The sequence below is a fragment of the Arthrobacter sp. LjRoot78 genome (genome assembly GCF_964254335.1).
Taxonomy (GTDB): domain Bacteria; phylum Actinomycetota; class Actinomycetes; order Actinomycetales; family Micrococcaceae; genus Arthrobacter.
In genome coordinates, this window is sequence record NZ_CAXUTG020000001.1 from 1,367,902 (window position 1) to 1,384,577 (window position 16,676).

Here is a 16,676-nt window from a genome sequence, read left to right on the forward strand (position 1 = left end):
ATTCGAGCCGGCGACGAAGCAGGCAGCGTCTTCTGAGACCGGGACCTGCCACCCGTCGTCGCCGGCCTTCACACAAACGGGACAAATCGAATACCGGGAGGTCGGTTTAGCATGACACCGAACACCAAACTAAAGGCTCACAAGGCCCCGCTGACCCGGGCCGAACTTCCACCGCTGCTTGACGATTCCCGGGAATGGCCGGAGAACGGGGCAGGGGCGCCTGAACGCGCGCCCGAGGCCGTGGAATCAGAGGCCGTGGCGGACGGCGCCGCCCAGGATCTCACGTTCACGTTCGACGTCGCGATAGTCGGACTCGGGTACGTTGGCCTGCCGACCGCGCTGGCCATCAACGCCTCCGGACGGCGCGTCCTGGGACTTGACGTGTCCGAGAACAGGCTGGCTGTCATCCGGTCCCGCCAGGCGGACCTGCTGGACTCCGACAAGGTCCGGCTGGGTAACGCCCTGGAGGATCCGACGTTCATGATCAGCACGGATCTGTCCCTGCTGGCACGGGCGGCGGCAGTGGTGGTCTGTGTCCCCACGCCGGTGGATCCGTACCTGGTGCCGGACCTCGGCATTCTGCGAGCGGCGTGCGCCTCGGTGGTGGAATTCGCGGTACCGGGCCAGCTGCTGATGTTGACGTCCACCACCTACGTGGGCTCCACCCGGGATCTCCTGGCAGTGCCGCTGGCCGCCAAGGGCCTGATCCCGGGCACGGACGTGTTCGTGGCCTTCTCGCCGGAGCGGATCAACCCGGGAGTGGACGCTTTCTCGCATGAGGACGTCCCCCGGGTGGTGGGCGGAGTAACTCCCGCTTGCGGTGAGGCCGCGTCGGCACTGCTCCAGGCCAGCACCAAGCTCGTGCACGTCGTGCCGTCCGCTGATGTGGCCGAGATGACCAAACTTGTCGAAAACACCTTCCGTGCGGTGAACATCGCGCTGGCCAATGAGTTCGCGGATATTTGCCACGAGCTGGGCATGGAGGTCATGGACGTGATTGACGCGGCCTCGACGAAGCCTTATGGCTTTATGCCGTTCACCCCCGGTCCGGGTGTCGGCGGCCACTGCATTCCGTGCGATCCGCACTACTTGTTGTGGCAGCTCAGGAAGGCACGGGTCACGGCTCCGGTCATCGAGCACGCCATGGCGGGCATCGCAGGCAGGCCCCACCAGGTAGTGGAAAAGGCCCGCCGCATCCTCTCGGACCGGAACCACGGAATCAGCGGAGCCCGTGTGCTGGTTCTTGGCGTGGCTTACAAGCCGGACGTCGAGGACCTCCGCGAATCGCCGGCCTTGGAAATCATCGCCGCAATGGTCGCCCACGGCGCTGTCGTTGCCTACCACGATCCGTGGTGCCCCACGGCTCCCGACGGCCAGGGAAGTGCCCTGGAATCGCTCGAGGATCCCTCGGGCTGGGACGCGGACCTGGTCATCCTTCACACGAGGCACTCGGCAATGGACATCGAGTGGCTGCGCGACGCGCCGGCCGTCCTCGACACCACCTACCGGCTTCCGGCCGGGACCAACGTCACGAGGTTGTGAATTCAGGTTGTGATTCCAGCGGCCCGCTGGGCTTCAAAAGAAAGTAGGAGAAGTGAAAACAGCAATCACCGGCGGAGCCGGCTTCATCGGGAGCCATCTCGTGGAGCACCTCCTCGCGGCCGGAGACACAGTCACCGTTCTGGATGACCTCTCGACCGGTCGCCTGGAGAACCTCCGGACAGTGATTGGCCACCGGAACTTCCACTTCGTGGAGGGCACCATCCTGGACCGCGCGGCGGTGGACAAAGTGGTGGCAGGTGCTGACCGGGTGTTCCACTTGGCGGCAGCAGTCGGCGTCAACCTCATCGTGGAGCACCCGCTGGAGAGTCTGCGCACCAACATCCACGGCACGGAAGTGGTCCTGGATGCTGTCCTGGAGTCCGGTGCCACGCTGCTCCTGGCGTCCACCAGTGAGATCTACGGAAAGAACACCTCGGACAGCCTGTCAGAGGAGTCGGACCGGATCCTCGGCTCCGCGCTCAAGTCCCGGTGGACCTACGCCGCGGCAAAGGGGATCGACGAGGCATTCGCGCACGCTTACTGGCGGCAGTTCGGCCTTCCGGTCGCCATCGTCCGGCTGTTCAACACCGTTGGTCCGCGGCAGACCGGCCGGTACGGAATGGTGGTGCCGCGCCTCGTCAAACAGGCGTTGGCCGGCGAGCCGTTGACGGTCTATGGCGACGGACACCAGACGCGGTGCTTCTCCTACGTCGGCGACATCGTCCCGGCTATCACCAAAATCTCGGAGGAAGAGTCCGCCCACGGCAATGCCTACAACCTCGGCGGCAGCTATGAGATCTCGATTTTGACCCTCGCTCAGCGAATCGTGGAGCTGCTCGGCAGTGAAAGCCCCATCACCCTGGTGCCCTACGAACAGGCCTACGCGGAGGGTTATGAGGACATGCGCCGCCGAGTACCAAACAACAGCAAAGCCAAAGATCTGGTGGGCTTCGACCCCAAGACCACGCTGGACCAGATCATCCAGAACGTGGCGGCCGATCACCGCCCGGTGAAAGCACCCGATCCGCTCGGGTGGAAAGTCACGATGGCGGCCAACTAGCCGTCCGTGAGGTGCCGCGCCGGACGGGGGCGCAACTGTCCCAGAATGAAGTGAAAACAACTGAGGTCCGGGCGGCTATCGATTCCTAGGGGAAACAGTGCGCGAAACTGACTCCGAGCTGGTTTGCCGTGCACGCAGTGCAGGCAGGACAGGGCTGCTGGCGGCCGTGCTGCTGCTGTCAATGGTGGCCACAGCCTGCACACCTCCGGAGTCAGAGCAACGGTCGCAGGGGAAATACCCTTGGCACACGAACATTGTTGCCACCACCTTCTGGGTGGGCGAAGTCTTTGACCCCGACGCCGCCGACGGCAGCCAGGTCTTTTCCACCTATGACTCGAAGTGGATGGACAGTTATGGCGGTTGTGACGGCCGGCTCACATCTGACGGTTGTGAGACCGAACCACGGTCAGGTTCCAACGGCTATGCGCCCGCCAACCTGAAGCCAAAGGAGAACCCCTTCTACCTCGACCTGCCGTATGACGATATCAACAATGCCGCCGCCTTCCGGGAGCGGGCAACAGTCATCCCCTGGGCAAACGACGACGGATACAAAGGCCAGGCCACCAACCGCTCCTTCAGTTACATGAAGAACCGCTGGGTCAAGATCCGCAAGGACGGCAGGGAGTGCTACGGCCAAATCCAGGATGCAGGCCCGGGGGAATACCAGGACAAGGAGTACGTCTTTGGTGCGAACGATGCGCGGCCGGCCAACAAGAAGTTCAATGGCGCCGGAATGGACGTTTCGCCGGCCCTCAACGGCTGCCTCGGCTTCAGCACCCTCAACGGGGAAGCGGACAAAGTGGATTGGCAATTCGTGGATCAGAAGGATGTTCCGCCAGGCCCCTGGCTGGACGTAGTCACAACCAGCCAGGTGAAGTAAGGCCCGCGCTCAATCCATCCGGCCTCAATCCATCCGGCCAGGGAGTCCTGATCCCAGGAGATCGGAGAATCTGCTGCCTCCCTGGTCCACGCCGCTGCAGGTAAAGCTGGCGTCTTCCCTTTGCTCACTGGAGGGGCAGGTCGCGTCGCGGTTCAGCGACCACATCGACAGGCGCTGGATCTCCAACTCCACGGCGTAGTCTTTCAGGTCACGGGCAGCGTCCAGCCCGAAGATCTCGCCCGGCAGGTCGTTGCGGCCGATCATGGGGGTCAGCCCGATCTTCTTCCAAAGCTGTTCGCGGCTGAGGTTGATCCCGGCTCGCTGGTACACGATGCTCAGCTGGTCATGCGTGGCCTCCGCCGCAGCCTTGGCGGCTTCGAGCATGCCTTGGGAAATGCTCCGGCTGGCGCCGTAGTTCATGGTCATGATGTTGACGCCGGCCAGTTGCACGCCAGCCTGGAGCATCTGTTCGACGGCGGCTATGCCGGCGTCGGTGAGTCCTCGCGGAGAAGCAGGAAGAGTCAGCCAGACCGGGAGCTCCTTACCTGACGAATTGCGGTCTCCCTGCAATGCCGCCACTGCCCTGGCCCTGCGTTCGCCACCGGCCTGGTCCAGCAGGTCGGCGCCCTCCAGGTCGAAGTCGATGAAGGCAGGTTCGTAGCGCTCAACGACGTCCCGGTAGGCGGTGCGGAGCTTCCCTTCGTCCCTGCATGTTGTGGCCAGTTCACCGTTCCGCGCCCCGCCAAAGGACACGGCCGCCGATCCGCCGCGGGAGCGAAGATCGGAAATCCGCTTCTCCAGGCCCAGGGCGGTGTTTGCCTCCTCGAGGCCGTAGGTGGGGCCCCAGCTGGCCACACAGAAGTCCTGCGGGGAAGCGACAAGAAAAGCCAGCACAACGTCCCTGGTGCCCGGCGTAGCACCCTCCTCGAAGGCGTAGGGCGGGGAGACAGTGACATCGACGTACCCTGCGAACCACGTGGGTTGCGCGGCTCCCGTGGCCAGGCCGGAACGCCAGGCCCAAAAAAAGATCACGCTGGCGAGGATGGTGGCCACAGCAATTCCGGTTATGAGGGGCGACGAGGGCTGACGCAGCTGAAACGGCCGGCGGGCGCGGGATCCACCGGCAACCGGCTGCTCAACCGGCTGCGGCGACGGCTCCTTTTCGGCCCTGGCGGCCGGACCCGAGCCTCGGCTGATGGCTGACATCCGGTTCCCACGCCCCCCTCTGGTTTACTTAGACACCATTTCACCACGGCACCCCTCTCGGTGGCTCCCAGGCACCTGCCACTTCGGGTGTCTTCGGGTACGCAACGAGTACCGCGCCGGGTAGCGGGCGAGTGGCGCCGGGCCCACCCGGCACGCGATAAAGGCAAAGACGGGTAGGCACCACTCGTGCCGCAGGCCTCCCGGCTTAATAGGCTTTGGATGTCGGATAGATACAGAGTTCCGGGGGAGAATCGGGTCTCAAAATGGGAATGGACGCACCTTTGCGGGCGAATGCACGCAACCATACCCCTGAACGGCAGTCCGTGACGGCCATGGCAGCAGGAATGCCCGGGCCAGCGGAGCCCGCCGGTGAAACCTCTCCCAATTCTGCCGACGCAGCTGCCGCGAGGCAGCCAGCCCTGGCGCGCAGGCCCGGGGCCCATGATCGGGGGTCGGTGGCGAACAAGCCTTTGAGACCAAGGCTTCCCCCCAGTCGTCACCGACCCCTTCAAGGTGTCACTTCATGAAACACTGCGGCCTGGGGGATCCTCTTGCGGCCGGGCGATACGGATGTAAAAGGGGATGTCTGTCATGAGCGAAAGGTATGAACTGCCGGGGGAGCAGGGCGGTCCGCCCGGTTCCGGATTGACCAGGCAGCGGAAACGGACAACGCTCTTGGCAGTTTCGTGGCTTGCCGGACTGGCACTCCTGACAGGCTCCGCCGCCCTGGCGCCAAAGGACAGCATGGTACCGGCCAAGGACGCACAGGGGCCGCTGAAGAATTTTGCGGCACCAGTGGACACCAGCCTGGCGCTGACCACGGTCACACTGACGTTCGACGGCGGCAGGGCCAGTCAGCTGGCTGCCGCCCGGACCCTTCGAAGCCAAGGACTGCGGGGGACGTTCTTCGTTAACTCCGGGTTCATGGGGGCAAAGGACTACATGACAGTGGAGGACCTGCACGCGCTGGCCGCCGATGGCAACGAGATTGGCGGCCACACGGCAACCCTCGCCGACTTGACGGCACTTGAACCTGATGAAGCCACCCGGCAGGTCTGCAACGACCGGTCCAACCTCACTGACTGGGGCTTCAAGGTCACCTCCTTTTCCTACCCGTTCGCCGCGAAGTCGCCGGAGGCGAAGGCGATGGTTGCCGGCTGCGGGTATAACAGTGCACGCAGCGAGGGCGATCTCCGCAGCCGGCTGGGTTGCGGCGACTGCGCCGTGTCTGAAACGGTGCGGCCGGCTGACCCGTTCAGCACGAGGTCGACGCCAGAGGTCGGTTCCGCGTGGACCATTGCGGATCTGCAGCAGTCAGTGATGGAAGCTGAGACCACAGGAGGGTGGCTGCAGCTGGCCTTCTATGACATCGACGACAGCGGCAGCCCGCGGTCCGTCAGCCCGGCACTCTTCAATGACTTCGTCTCATGGCTGGTAACCCGGACTGACGAGGGCACCACTGCCATCCGCACCGTGCACGACGTCATTGGGGGAGGGGCCAAGCCCGCAGTTCCGGGACCTTCTGCTCCGCCCGCGCCGCCAGGCACCAACGCGCTGCGTAACCCGGGGCTGGAAACAGCCGGAAAATACGGACTTCCGGAGTGCTGGCAGGTCTCCTCCTACGGCGAGAATTCACACGTTCTAAGCGTGCTGGCTCCCGGCCGTACCGGCAGCATCGCGCGGCGGCTGGACGTTACCGGATACACATCCGGGGACGCGAAGCTGCTGCCTGTCATGGACCTGGGGGCGTGCGCGCCAAGCGTCGTCCCCGGCCACAGCTACACGCTGCGGGCCTGGTACAGCTCCACGGCATCCACGCAGTTCGAGTTGTACTACCGCAACAAGGTTGGCACCTGGACCTATTGGACAGCCAGCCCATGGTTTCCCGCCAGCGCTGCCTACCGGCAGGCTGAGTGGACTGCACCGCCGGTGCCGGCAGACGCCGTCGGGATCAGTTTTGGCTTGAATCTGTTCAGCGACGGGGAGCTGGCTACAGATGACTACGAGATGTACGACACGGGGGCGCCGGCCGCCTCCCCCTAGGCCCCGCCCGTTGCCGCCAGTGCTGAGGCTCCACGGGCTCGAAAACAAGAATCGAGTCGATTCCCATGAGGTTCAACACTCCGGGGCGATTGCCAACGAAGGTTGACGTGGGACCTGCACCCCGCAGGATTGGAAAACTGGCACAGACCGCCGTGACGGTCCTGGGCATCGTGGCCCTCGCAGTGTCCGGTGTGGCTGCGCTGGCCTTTCCCGCCCAGGCCGCCGGCCCCACCGTGGTGTCGTTGACCTTCGACGACGGCAATGCCGACCAGATGACCGCCGCCCAGATCATGAACAATTATGGGCTGGACGGGACGTTCTACATCACCTCCGGAGTGATCAGCACCCCCAACTACCTAACCGTCGCCAACCTCCAGAGCCTGGCTGCCAACGGCCACGAAATCGCTGGGCACACGGTAACCCACCCGGACCTCGTCACACTCCCTGCGGACGAGGCGACCCGGCAGGTCTGCAACGACAGGGTAAACCTGACCAACTGGGGTTTCGCCGTCACAAGTTTTGCCTATCCGTTCGCATCCTCCAACGCAACGACGGAAGGCATCGTAAAGAATTGCGGATACAACAGCGCGCGCGGCCTGGGTGATATCCAGACCAGGTTCAGCTGCGCCGGATGTGCCCTGGCCGAGACCATCCCGCCAGCCAATGCCTACAACACCGCCGCGCCGGACCAGGTAGACAACAATTGGTCACTCGCCGATCTCCAGCGGTCCGTCACACAGGCAGAATCGGTGGGCGGCTGGATTCAGCTGACGTTCCATCACATCGCAGCCTCCAGCGCGGATCCCCTGAACGTCACCCCGACCGTCTTCCAACAGTTTGCGGCCTGGCTGAAAGCCCGGCCGGCCACCACTACGGTGAAAACGGTGAATCAGGTCATCGGCGGAACGGTCAAGCCTGCCGTGTCCGGCCCCGCCGTTCCGCCGCAGCCCACGAGCGGCAACCTGGTCAAGAACCCAAGCCTCGAAACCCTGGTCGGCGGTGTGCCCCAATGCTGGCAGGAGGGCGGCTACGGCACGAATTCGAGAACGTTCACCACGGTGAGCCCCGGACGGACCGGATCCGTGGCCGAGCGGCTGGTAGTGACCGGCTACGTCAACGGCGATGCAAAGTTCCTGCCGTCCCTGGACCTAGGCGGATGCTCTCCGACGGCTACGCCCGGGCACACTTACCAACTGGGCGCCTGGTACAAGTCCACGGCCAACACTCAGTTTGCGCTCTATTACCGGACAGGCGCCGGGTCCTGGGTGTACTGGACCTCGAGCCCGTGGTTCGGGCCCGCCACTACGTTCCAAAAGGCCAGCTGGACAACGCCCGCCCTGCCCTCGGGAGCTAGTGGCATTAGTTTCGGGCTCAACCTGTTCAGCAATGGCACGTTAACCACCGACGACTACGAAATGACCGACACTGCGTCCTCGCCACCCCCTCCGCCCCCTCCGCCAGCCGGTACCAACCTGGTACAGAATGCCAGCCTTGAAACGGCCGGCGCCGGTTCCACGCCGCAGTGCTGGCAAACCGCGGGATTCGGCTCCAACACCGCCTCCTTCAGCACCGTCTCAACCGCCAGGACGGGGACCAAGGCAGAGCGCCTCGTGGTGAGCAACTATTCCAGCGGTGATGCCAAGCTCCTGCCAACGCTCGACGCCGGATCGTGCGCACCGGCCGCCGTCGCCGGCCGGAGCTACTCGCTTCGCGCCTGGTACACCTCGACGACGGTGACGCAGTTCGCCGTGTATTACCGGAACTCTGCAGGCACCTGGGTTTACTGGACGTCCAGTCCCTGGTTCGCAGCGGCAGGTTCCTACACGCAGGCCACCTTCACCACTCCCGCGTTGCCCGCTGGCGCAACCGCGATCAGCTTCGGGCTGAACCTCTTCAGGAATGGCACACTCGTCACGGATGACTATGCCATGTACGACACGATTGGAGCACCGTCGCTGTGATAGCCGTATATATCGTCCTCGTTCTTGGAATCAGCACGATCTTCTGGTCGTTCGTTGGCTTGCTGCGCCTGGCCAATGAGCAGTACGTCCGGCGAGTGGCGCTGGGCCCTCCGCTGAGCGGACGCCTGCTCCGGCTCCTGCAGCGCTGGCCGCTGGCCAACCGGCTTGGCTCCAGTGTCCACGGCGTCCACACGTTGCCTGCACCGCGGGCACACCGGGGGCAGATCCAGCGGGAGCATGGCCGGCACCGTGCCAGGGCCCCGAGGATCCTGCCGGCAAATGTTGCGGTGCTCATTGCTGCGCATAACGAGGCGCTGGTCATTCGGGAGACCATCCGGGCAGCTGCGGCCCTGGTGCCGCTCCGGAACATCCACGTGATCTCGGACATGTCCACGGACGATACTTCAGCGATTGCCCGCGCCGCCGGGGTCAAGGTGCTGGATCTGGAACCGAACAGGGGGAAGGCCGGGGCGCTTGCCGCCGGAATTGCCTATTTCGAGCTGTGCCGAAACTTCAAAGTGGTGATGATGCTGGACGCGGACACCCGGCCAACCCCCGACTACCTGGACACCGGCCTGCCGCTTTTCGGTGATCCCTTCGTGGTTGCCGTGGCTGGCCGTGCCAAGTCCATCATGACGCCGCCGGCGCCCACGGTGCTTGGGCGCTTCCTGGTTGCCTACCGTGAGCGGCTGTACATTGTGGTGCAGCTCCTGCTGAAATACGGGCAGGCGGCCAGGGGTGCCAACGTCGTCTCGATCGTGCCGGGCTTTGCCAGCATGTACCGGACCAGCGCCCTCGCAAAAATCAAAGTACTGGCACCGGGCCTGGTCATCGAGGACTTCAACATGACCTTCGAGATCCATGCCAAGAAACTGGGACGGATCGCGTTCCACCCTTCGGCCGCCGTCGCCTACACCCAGGATCCGGACAACCTGCAGGACTACACCAGGCAGGTGCGGCGCTGGATCCTCGGATTCTGGCAGACTGTCCGGCGGCACCGGCTGCAGGCCGGAAAATTCTGGTTCGTGCTGGTGTTCTACATCATCGAACTGGTCATCAGCTGCATCTTTTTCGTCTTATTGATTCCGGTCTTCCTGCTCTCTCTGGTGGCGTCAATGCAGTTGGAAGCCTTCGGAGACAACGGCGCATCCTTCCTGTACCTGTCCGGTCTCGTGCGTCCGCAGGACGTCCTGCTGGGTGTCCTCATCCCGGACCTCACGCTCACCGTCATCGCGGCCATTGCCCTCCGCCGGCCGGCCATCCTGCTGATGGCGCCGTTCTTCCCGTTCATGCGGATCCTTGACTCGGTGATCTGCCTGATGGTCCTGCCACGGGCCTACTCAGCGGCCTCATCGGGCGTGTGGGTAAGCCCGATGCGGCGTGTCCAGGGTGAAGTGCTCGAGTTGGAAGAAGCCACCGCGGGCGCCGGCGTCACTCGGTAGCGCAGAAAAGCGCCCCTCCCGAGGGACATTATGTCCAGGGGAGGGGCGCCGCTGCGTTCAGCGAGATGCTGCTGTTACCAGCTCACACCCGAGGTAGTTTGGACGTTCAGCCACGGCCCGGCGGGGACGTCGGCGCGGTCAACAAACCTCCACGAGACGTGGTCGCCGCTGCCGTCCAGTTCGGCGAAGCCGAGGCAGCCGTTCAGTGCGGGGGAAACATCCATTCCCGCGCCCTGGGTGCCATCGGCGGAGAAATCGGTGTTCGCCGGACGTGCGTCGGCGGCACCGAAAACGTAGTTCGCATCATGATATTCGGAACCGCTTGAAGGACCGGCGTCCTCAATCTGTCCGTAGCAGACGTTGCCGTTGGGTCCGGTCATCTGCACCCAGCGGTTCTTCATGAAGGAATAGCTGCCGTCGGCGCAGTGGTCAACACCGGTGGCAGCGTTGTCCGCGGCAGCCCAAGGGATGACCTGGCAGCGCTGCTGGAACGCGACGCTGTCATTAACGTCGTCGTAGGGCAGGTCAAGGTAAAACGGGTTCTCCAGCGGGGCGGGCTGGTTCTTCGGGAAGTATCCGTTGGAAGCGTCGCGTGCTTCGGTAGCGCAGGTGAACGAGGCGCCTGTGCCGGAGCTCACACCGTCGCAGCCGCCGTAGATGCTGCCGGGGCAACCAGAGGCCGACGCGGGTGTGGTGCCCGCGTTGATGCCCGTGTGCTGGAACGCCCACTGGCCGTTGTACGTCGAGCACACCTGGGATCCGTCAGCAAGGCTGGCGTTGAAGATTTCGCCGACCCAGAAAGTGGTGCTTACGACGTTGGTGTGCAACGGGTACTTGCTGGTTGCGGGCGCGGCCGCGGGCACTGCTGCAGCCACTGCTACCGGCGCGGGAGCCGCGGCAGCAGTCTCGGGAGCGGAAACCGCAGCTGGTGCAGGTTCCTCGACGGGGGCCGCCGCCGGCGTCTTACTCGGTGAGGGTGATGCCTTCGGAGTTGCCGGCAACGCTTCTGCGGTGGCTGACGAAGGACTGGTGGAGGCCGACGGGCTGGGCGTCGATTGGGCGGCGCAGCCGGCGGTCAATACTCCGATAAGGAGGATCAACACAGCCATGATTGGTGTGGTCATGTGTTTCATTTTTTTGGGATACATATCTGTTGGGGACATTAACAGGGATGGCAGGTACCCCATGAGGGCACGCCAAGTACGGGTCATGACCGCCAGATTGGCGCAGCAATGGCCGCGCCCAGAATCAATGCTGATAGTGAAACCAGCTAAGCCGCATACTCCCCAGAAGCAGCCAGCGGGACCGTCAAGAGACCCGAAGAGACCGTTAACACCCGCTCCACTTTACACGGATGCCTGTGAGTAGCCTGAACGGGGCTGAGAGCGAGGGGCGGGCATATTCGAGTAGTCACCACTCACGCCAGCGCAAGCAGTGGCTAGGTAGCGTGGAAGTTGCTAATGCCGGCAGGTGGGTTGGGGGCGGTCCGGATCTTCGCGCTCCACGGCTAAGGAATCGGCGCAACCATGGACGTTAGGGCAGGAAATTCACCTTTCCCCCCGGTCATTCGGGTGGCTGAACTGCGGGCTGCAGTCACTGCCCTCACAGGATCCGAGAGTTCAGGCGTCATCGTTACGGGGGCAGCCGGATCGGGCCGTAGCAGGCTCATCGCGGCGGCGGCCGAGGCACTCTCCGGCCAGCTCACGGTCATTGTGCACAGCATTCCCGCGTCCTGCCGTCGGATGAAGTTCGGCATCGGCAGTGTATTGGCACCTGCGTTGCCTGCAGGTGCCAAGGTGTCGCCGCTGAACATTGTCCGGGCCTGCCGTGATGCGCTGCGGAGCCAGGACCCGGGAGCCAACGGAATCCTGGTGGTCCTGGACAATGTGGACCACCTCGACGGGACATCCCTGTGGGTGATCAACCAGCTCCTCGCAGAACCGGACATCAGGATGCTGGCGAGCCACCGTTCCGACCGGCAACTGCCGATGGAGCTGATGGAATCGGTGGTGGCCCGGCAGCTGTCGATCGTGACACTGGATGACCTCACGCTGGACCAGCTCCGGACTTTCCTCGAGTCCCGGCTCCCGGCCCCGCCCGTGCCCACCCTGGTGCGCGACATCCATGCGGCATCGGGCGCCAATGCGCTAACGGCCAGCTGGCTCGTCGAGGAAGCCCTGGCGGGTGGCGGGATTGTGGAGCGCGGCGGCAGTTGCGCCAGCGTCCAGCCGCTGGACCCGTCGCAATCACGCCAAATCGACCTGGCCCGCAGGCGGATAGAAGCGCTTCCGCCGGAGCAGCGCCAGGTGGTCGACTTCCTGGCAGCCGGTGATCCGGCGCCACTGTCCATCCTGGCCAGGGCGGTGCCACCGGACGCCCTGGCCGCCTTGGAACAAGGTCATGTCATCCGGCTGCAGATCAGGAGCGACGGCGGGGCCGACGTTACCCTGAACCACGAAGCCGAGGCCAGTGCAGCCCGGCTCTTTCCGGGTGGGACCGGGCCCCTGGACCTGCGCAGCGAAGCGGATCTGCACGGCAGGAGGCCCCGCTTCTCCGGCCGGCCGGGTGAGGAACCGTTGTGGGACCTCTTTCGCCGGGTGGAAGCGGCGCTGGAATCCGGGGCAGCTGTTGCAGACCTGGACCTCCTGGCCGTGGCCACCGCTGCAAACAATCTCTACGACAGCGACCGTGCCCTGAAGGCATCCGAATCCGTCAAGGCACCTGAGCTACGGTTGATGGCACAGACGGAGGCCGCCCGGGCCCTGTTCCACTCCCACAAGTACGGCCAGAGTGCCGACGTTCTCCGCGGCCTCGTGGAAACCACCCCCGCAGTGCTGAGCATGGAGTTCGCACGGGCTGTTGCCCTGCTCCTGCAGGCACTCCTGCCGATGAATCCCGGTCGCGACGCGCTCCAATCCGTGCTGGACAGTGCGAGGCGGCGGCTCACCCTCGCAGCGGCTGCCTCTATTGGAGATACGGCCGCCGACACCTACCAAAACGCAGTCCAGGATGAGCTGGACGTCCTGCAGCTCTACCTGGAGTCGAGGGAGGGAAACTGGCCCGGCACGGGCGGGGAGCTGTTCCACCGGCTTTGCCCGGCCGGTTTCTGCGACGGCGGCAGTCCCGGTAGTAGCGAGGCGCCGGGCACCCACGCCGGCATCCTGCTTCTGGCACTGGCCTCACAGGGGCTGTCCGTGCGGGGCAGGTCCGCTGACGCCGTCGAGCTTTCCACCCGGGCGCTTAACGCGGTGGAGCGCCTGCCGCGGTGCAGCGTCGACTTCCACTCCATGGTGCTCACCATCCATGCGTCCAACCTGGCCAGGTTCGGGCAGGGTGCCGACGCCGGGAGCGCCGAAAAGCGTGCCGGCCGCAACAGGTGGATGAGCTACCCGGGCGGACCCCTGCAACTTTTCCGGGCCATGATGTTCTGCCGGCATGCCGCTGCCGGCCGCATCCCCTCGCGTGTGTCCGGAGCTGACGGCGGTACAGCCGGTGAGCCGGACGATCTGCTGGCCCTCACCCTGGGCGCGCAGGCCACTGCGGAGTGGCTGACTTGGGACCTGGCACAGCTGCCGGCGGTTGGACCGACTGGTGCACCGGCGCCCGCCGAGGACCGGGCCGGGGACGACCGCGCGGTTGACGGCGACGTCGCGGCCCGGCTGGCTGAAACGTACGCGGCCGTGGCACGTCCGGCCGTTACCGGAACCGCCGGGCCACCCCAAAGGATGCTTCGGAAGCCGGTCAAGGCGGCTGACGGCGCCAGGGGCCGCCGGGCACGGGAACTGCTGAACCTCGGAGTCGCGGGACGGCCTGAAGGTGCGGCGCTTGACCAGGCCGCCGACGGGTTGCCGGATTGGCGGTGGTCGAGTGACGGGAAGACCGGTCCGGTGCCTGGCGAGTCCCTGGACCTTCTGAACGTCGTTCCCGGCCCCGGACTCGAATCCCTCGGCCGGACCGGCGCCAGCCACCGCGGGCCAGCCGAAATGAAGCGGCAGGCCGCGGATCCCGCCAAGCTCTCGCAACGGGAGCGGGAAGTGGCAGTACTTGTTGTCACCGGGATGGGAAGTGCACGTGTAGCGGAGGAACTCGGGATCGCAGTGAACACAGTGAACGCGCATCTGCAAAGGATCTACGGCAAGCTGGGGGTTTCCCGCCGCCAGGAGCTCGCTGAACTCTGGCACAGCCTGGACGGCACACGGCAGTGACGCTGCGCACATAAACGGTGCCGGGCAATAGTGGGACAATTGAGGAGTAGCACCGCGGACGCAAGCGGTGTGCCTGCCTGTGGCGGCGAGCCGTCGGCAGGTCTTGCCTATCAAGGAGCTCCAGTTTGGTCATGGTATCCACTTCCGCCACCGCAGCCGCCCAGGTCGCGCTAAGTGATGTCGAGGTCCTGCGAATTCGCAACGACTTCCCCGTCCTGGACCAGGAAGTCAATGGCAGGCCCCTTGTGTACCTGGATTCCGGCGCCACGTCACAGAACCCCAGAAGCGTGCTCGAAGCCGAGCAGGAATTCTATGAACTGCGGAACGCCGCCGTGCACCGGGGTGCCCACCACCTTGCTGTCCAGGCCACGGACGCGTTCGAAGACGCCCGGGCCACCGTGGCCGGCTTTGTGGGCGTGGCAGAGGACGAACTGGTCTGGACTGCGAATGCCACCGCGGGGCTGAATCTCCTGGCCTACGCCTTTTCGAATGCCAGCGTCGGACCCGTCCGCGGTGAGGCCGGCCGTTTCGCACTTGGCCCGGGGGACGAGGTCCTGGTGACGGAGATGGAACACCACGCGAACCTTATTCCCTGGCAGGAACTCTGCCGGCGCACCGGTGCCACGTTGAAGTTCATCCCCATCGACGACGACGGCGCGTTGCGGCTTGAGGAGGCTGCGCGGCTTATCACGGGACGAACCAGGATCCTGGCGTTCACGCATGCCTCAAACGTGCTTGGAACCATCAACCCGGTTGCCGAGCTCGTGGCGCTGGCCCGGGCAGCGGGCGCCCTCGTAGTACTGGACGCCTGCCAGTCGGTGCCGCATCTGCCCTTGGACTTCAAAGCCCTGGACGTCGATTTTGCCGTTTTCTCCGGCCACAAAATGCTGGCGCCCACGGGCATCGGCGGAGTGTATGGGCGGCGGGAATTGCTGAACGCCATGCCACCGTTCCTCACCGGGGGCTCCATGATCACCACCGTCACGATGGAGAAGGCCGAATACCTTCCTGCGCCCCAGCGGTTCGAAGCCGGCACCCAGCCCATCTCGCAGGCAGTGGCGCTCGCCGCCGCCGCCAATTACCTCCAGGAAACCGGCATGGAACGCATTGCCGGCTGGGAAGCCTCCCTTGGCCAGCGCCTGGTCACAGGGCTGAGCGCCATTGACGGAATCCGTGTCGTGGGCCCGGCGGCAGGCGTGGAACGGCTCGGACTGGCAGCCTTCGATGTTGCCGGAGTGCACGCACACGACGTCGGGCAGTACCTGGACAGCAAGGGGATCGCCGTCCGCGTCGGTCACCACTGCGCGCAGCCGCTGCACCGCCGGCTGGGCCTGACGGCCACCACCCGGGCGAGTACCTACCTGTACAACACCACCGACGAAGTGGACCTCCTGCTGGAGGCTGTGGCCCAGGTCAGGCCCTACTTCGGCGTAGCGGGCACGGGGGCATCCAAATGAGCGCACTTGATGCGATGTACCAGCAGCTGATCCTGGAGCACGCGAAGTCCCGCAGCGGGTCCGACCTGACGGCTGACGAGGCCACGTCAATGCCTGACCAGCCGGGCGTGGGACAGTGCCATCAGCTGAACCCGGTCTGTGGTGACGAAATTACGCTGCGCCTGGAGCTGGAAGCGGCAGGAAGCCAGCCAACGGTGAAAGGCATCCACTGGCATGGCGACGGTTGCGCCATCTCAATGGCCTCTGCCTCAATATTGAGCGAATTGTCCGAAGGTGCATCGCCGGTTGAGCTGGAGGAAATGATCGGCCATTTCAGGGAGCTCATGCGCTCACGCGGCCGGCTTGAGCCGGACGACGAGATTCTGGGTGATGCGGCGGCCCTGGCGGGAGTGGCGAAGTATCCGGCCAGGGTCAAATGCGCCATGCTGGCGTGGGTGGCTGCCGAGGACGCGCTGCGGCAGGCCGTAGCCTCCGGCCGCTAGGTCTTGCCGGCTTCCGGATGCTCGTCGTCCGCGAGCGTTGAGTGGTGCTGCACATAGTCTTCGATCGCGTGCTCCGGGACCCTGTAGGAGCGGCCGAAGCGGACGGCCGGGAGGTCGTGCGCTTTGACGAGCCGGTACACGGTCATCCGGGACAGCCGCATGACTTCTGCGACCTCGGAAACTGTGAGGAAACGGGTATTTGAAAATCCTTCAGCGGCCACTGTTCTCAGCTCTCCTGGGACGTAGTTCAATCCTGAGGACGTACTTCAATCCTGAGACAAACGTCGCTGAGCCGATCGCCGATCTTACTGCCACTTTATGGCATGGTGAGCTTGATGTGAAGAGCGCGCGGCAATGGGGATAAAGACGAGTAGTGACTACTCTAGTGGCGTGCCGGA

The 16,676-nt window shown here is 64.7% G+C and carries 12 protein-coding genes; 9 read left to right on the forward strand and 3 right to left on the reverse strand.

Annotated features, from left to right (window positions below):
* The first annotated feature begins 111 nt into the window (after positions 1-111).
* From ACSQ1X_RS06390 to ACSQ1X_RS06400, 3 genes are all read left to right on the forward strand, one after another.
* Entirely contained in the window at positions 112-1,542 is a 1,431-nt protein-coding gene (locus ACSQ1X_RS06390; protein WP_436057076.1) for a nucleotide sugar dehydrogenase, read from the forward strand.
* 52 nt (positions 1,543-1,594) lie between these two features.
* The gene (locus ACSQ1X_RS06395) at positions 1,595-2,602 is read left to right on the forward strand and encodes a dTDP-glucose 4,6-dehydratase (protein WP_055803938.1); all 1,008 of its coding nucleotides are present in this window, start codon (positions 1,595-1,597) and stop codon (positions 2,600-2,602) included.
* 97 nt (positions 2,603-2,699) lie between these two features.
* The gene (locus tag ACSQ1X_RS06400; protein WP_436057077.1) at positions 2,700-3,482 is read left to right on the forward strand and encodes a hypothetical protein; all 783 of its coding nucleotides are present in this window, start codon (positions 2,700-2,702) and stop codon (positions 3,480-3,482) included.
* A gap of 24 nt (positions 3,483-3,506) precedes the next feature.
* Here the strand turns inward: ACSQ1X_RS06400 and ACSQ1X_RS06405 are convergent, their stop codons facing one another.
* A complete protein-coding gene (locus ACSQ1X_RS06405) occupies positions 3,507-4,688 on the reverse strand; it encodes a chitinase (protein ID WP_436057078.1) in 1,182 nt (393 codons plus the stop codon).
* 591 nt (positions 4,689-5,279) lie between these two features.
* On the opposite strand from ACSQ1X_RS06405, the gene ACSQ1X_RS06410 reads away from it, so the two are divergent.
* The 3 genes from ACSQ1X_RS06410 to ACSQ1X_RS06420 all read left to right on the forward strand — a co-directional run bounded on the left by ACSQ1X_RS06410 (position 5,280) and on the right by ACSQ1X_RS06420 (position 10,134).
* The gene (locus tag ACSQ1X_RS06410; RefSeq protein WP_436057079.1) at positions 5,280-6,731 is read left to right on the forward strand and encodes a polysaccharide deacetylase family protein; all 1,452 of its coding nucleotides are present in this window, start codon (positions 5,280-5,282) and stop codon (positions 6,729-6,731) included.
* A gap of 107 nt (positions 6,732-6,838) precedes the next feature.
* Positions 6,839-8,692 carry a polysaccharide deacetylase family protein gene (locus ACSQ1X_RS06415; protein ID WP_436057080.1) on the forward strand — a complete coding sequence of 618 codons (1,854 nt, stop codon included), beginning with the start codon at positions 6,839-6,841 and terminating at the stop codon, positions 8,690-8,692.
* Entirely contained in the window at positions 8,689-10,134 is a 1,446-nt protein-coding gene (locus ACSQ1X_RS06420; protein WP_436057081.1) for a glycosyltransferase family 2 protein, read from the forward strand. Before ACSQ1X_RS06415 ends, ACSQ1X_RS06420 begins: the two co-directional genes overlap by 4 nt.
* A gap of 74 nt (positions 10,135-10,208) precedes the next feature.
* Here the strand turns inward: ACSQ1X_RS06420 and ACSQ1X_RS06425 are convergent, their stop codons facing one another.
* Positions 10,209-11,258 (reverse strand): hypothetical protein, encoded by a 1,050-nt coding sequence (locus ACSQ1X_RS06425; RefSeq protein WP_436057082.1) that lies wholly within the window; start codon positions 11,256-11,258, stop codon positions 10,209-10,211.
* Between the two features lie 447 nt (positions 11,259-11,705).
* Here ACSQ1X_RS06425 and ACSQ1X_RS06430 point away from each other — a divergent pair, with 447 nt between their 5' ends.
* From ACSQ1X_RS06430 to sufU, 3 genes are all read left to right on the forward strand, one after another.
* Positions 11,706-14,339: a LuxR C-terminal-related transcriptional regulator gene (locus ACSQ1X_RS06430; RefSeq protein ID WP_436057083.1), complete on the forward strand. Its 2,634-nt coding sequence runs from the start codon at positions 11,706-11,708 to the stop codon at positions 14,337-14,339.
* Positions 14,340-14,464: 125 nt separating this feature from the next.
* Positions 14,465-15,796, forward strand: coding sequence for an aminotransferase class V-fold PLP-dependent enzyme (locus tag ACSQ1X_RS06435; RefSeq protein ID WP_436057084.1), 1,332 nt, complete (start codon positions 14,465-14,467; stop codon positions 15,794-15,796).
* Complete coding sequence (gene sufU, locus ACSQ1X_RS06440; protein WP_436057085.1) at positions 15,793-16,278, forward strand: Fe-S cluster assembly sulfur transfer protein SufU; 486 nt, start codon at positions 15,793-15,795, stop codon at positions 16,276-16,278. The genes ACSQ1X_RS06435 and sufU overlap by 4 nt, the downstream gene beginning before the upstream one ends.
* Here the strand turns inward: sufU and ACSQ1X_RS06445 are convergent.
* Positions 16,275-16,499 (reverse strand): helix-turn-helix domain-containing protein, encoded by a 225-nt coding sequence (locus ACSQ1X_RS06445; protein WP_011691098.1) that lies wholly within the window; start codon positions 16,497-16,499, stop codon positions 16,275-16,277. The genes sufU and ACSQ1X_RS06445 overlap by 4 nt on opposite strands.
* Positions 16,500-16,676: the final 177 nt, after the last annotated feature.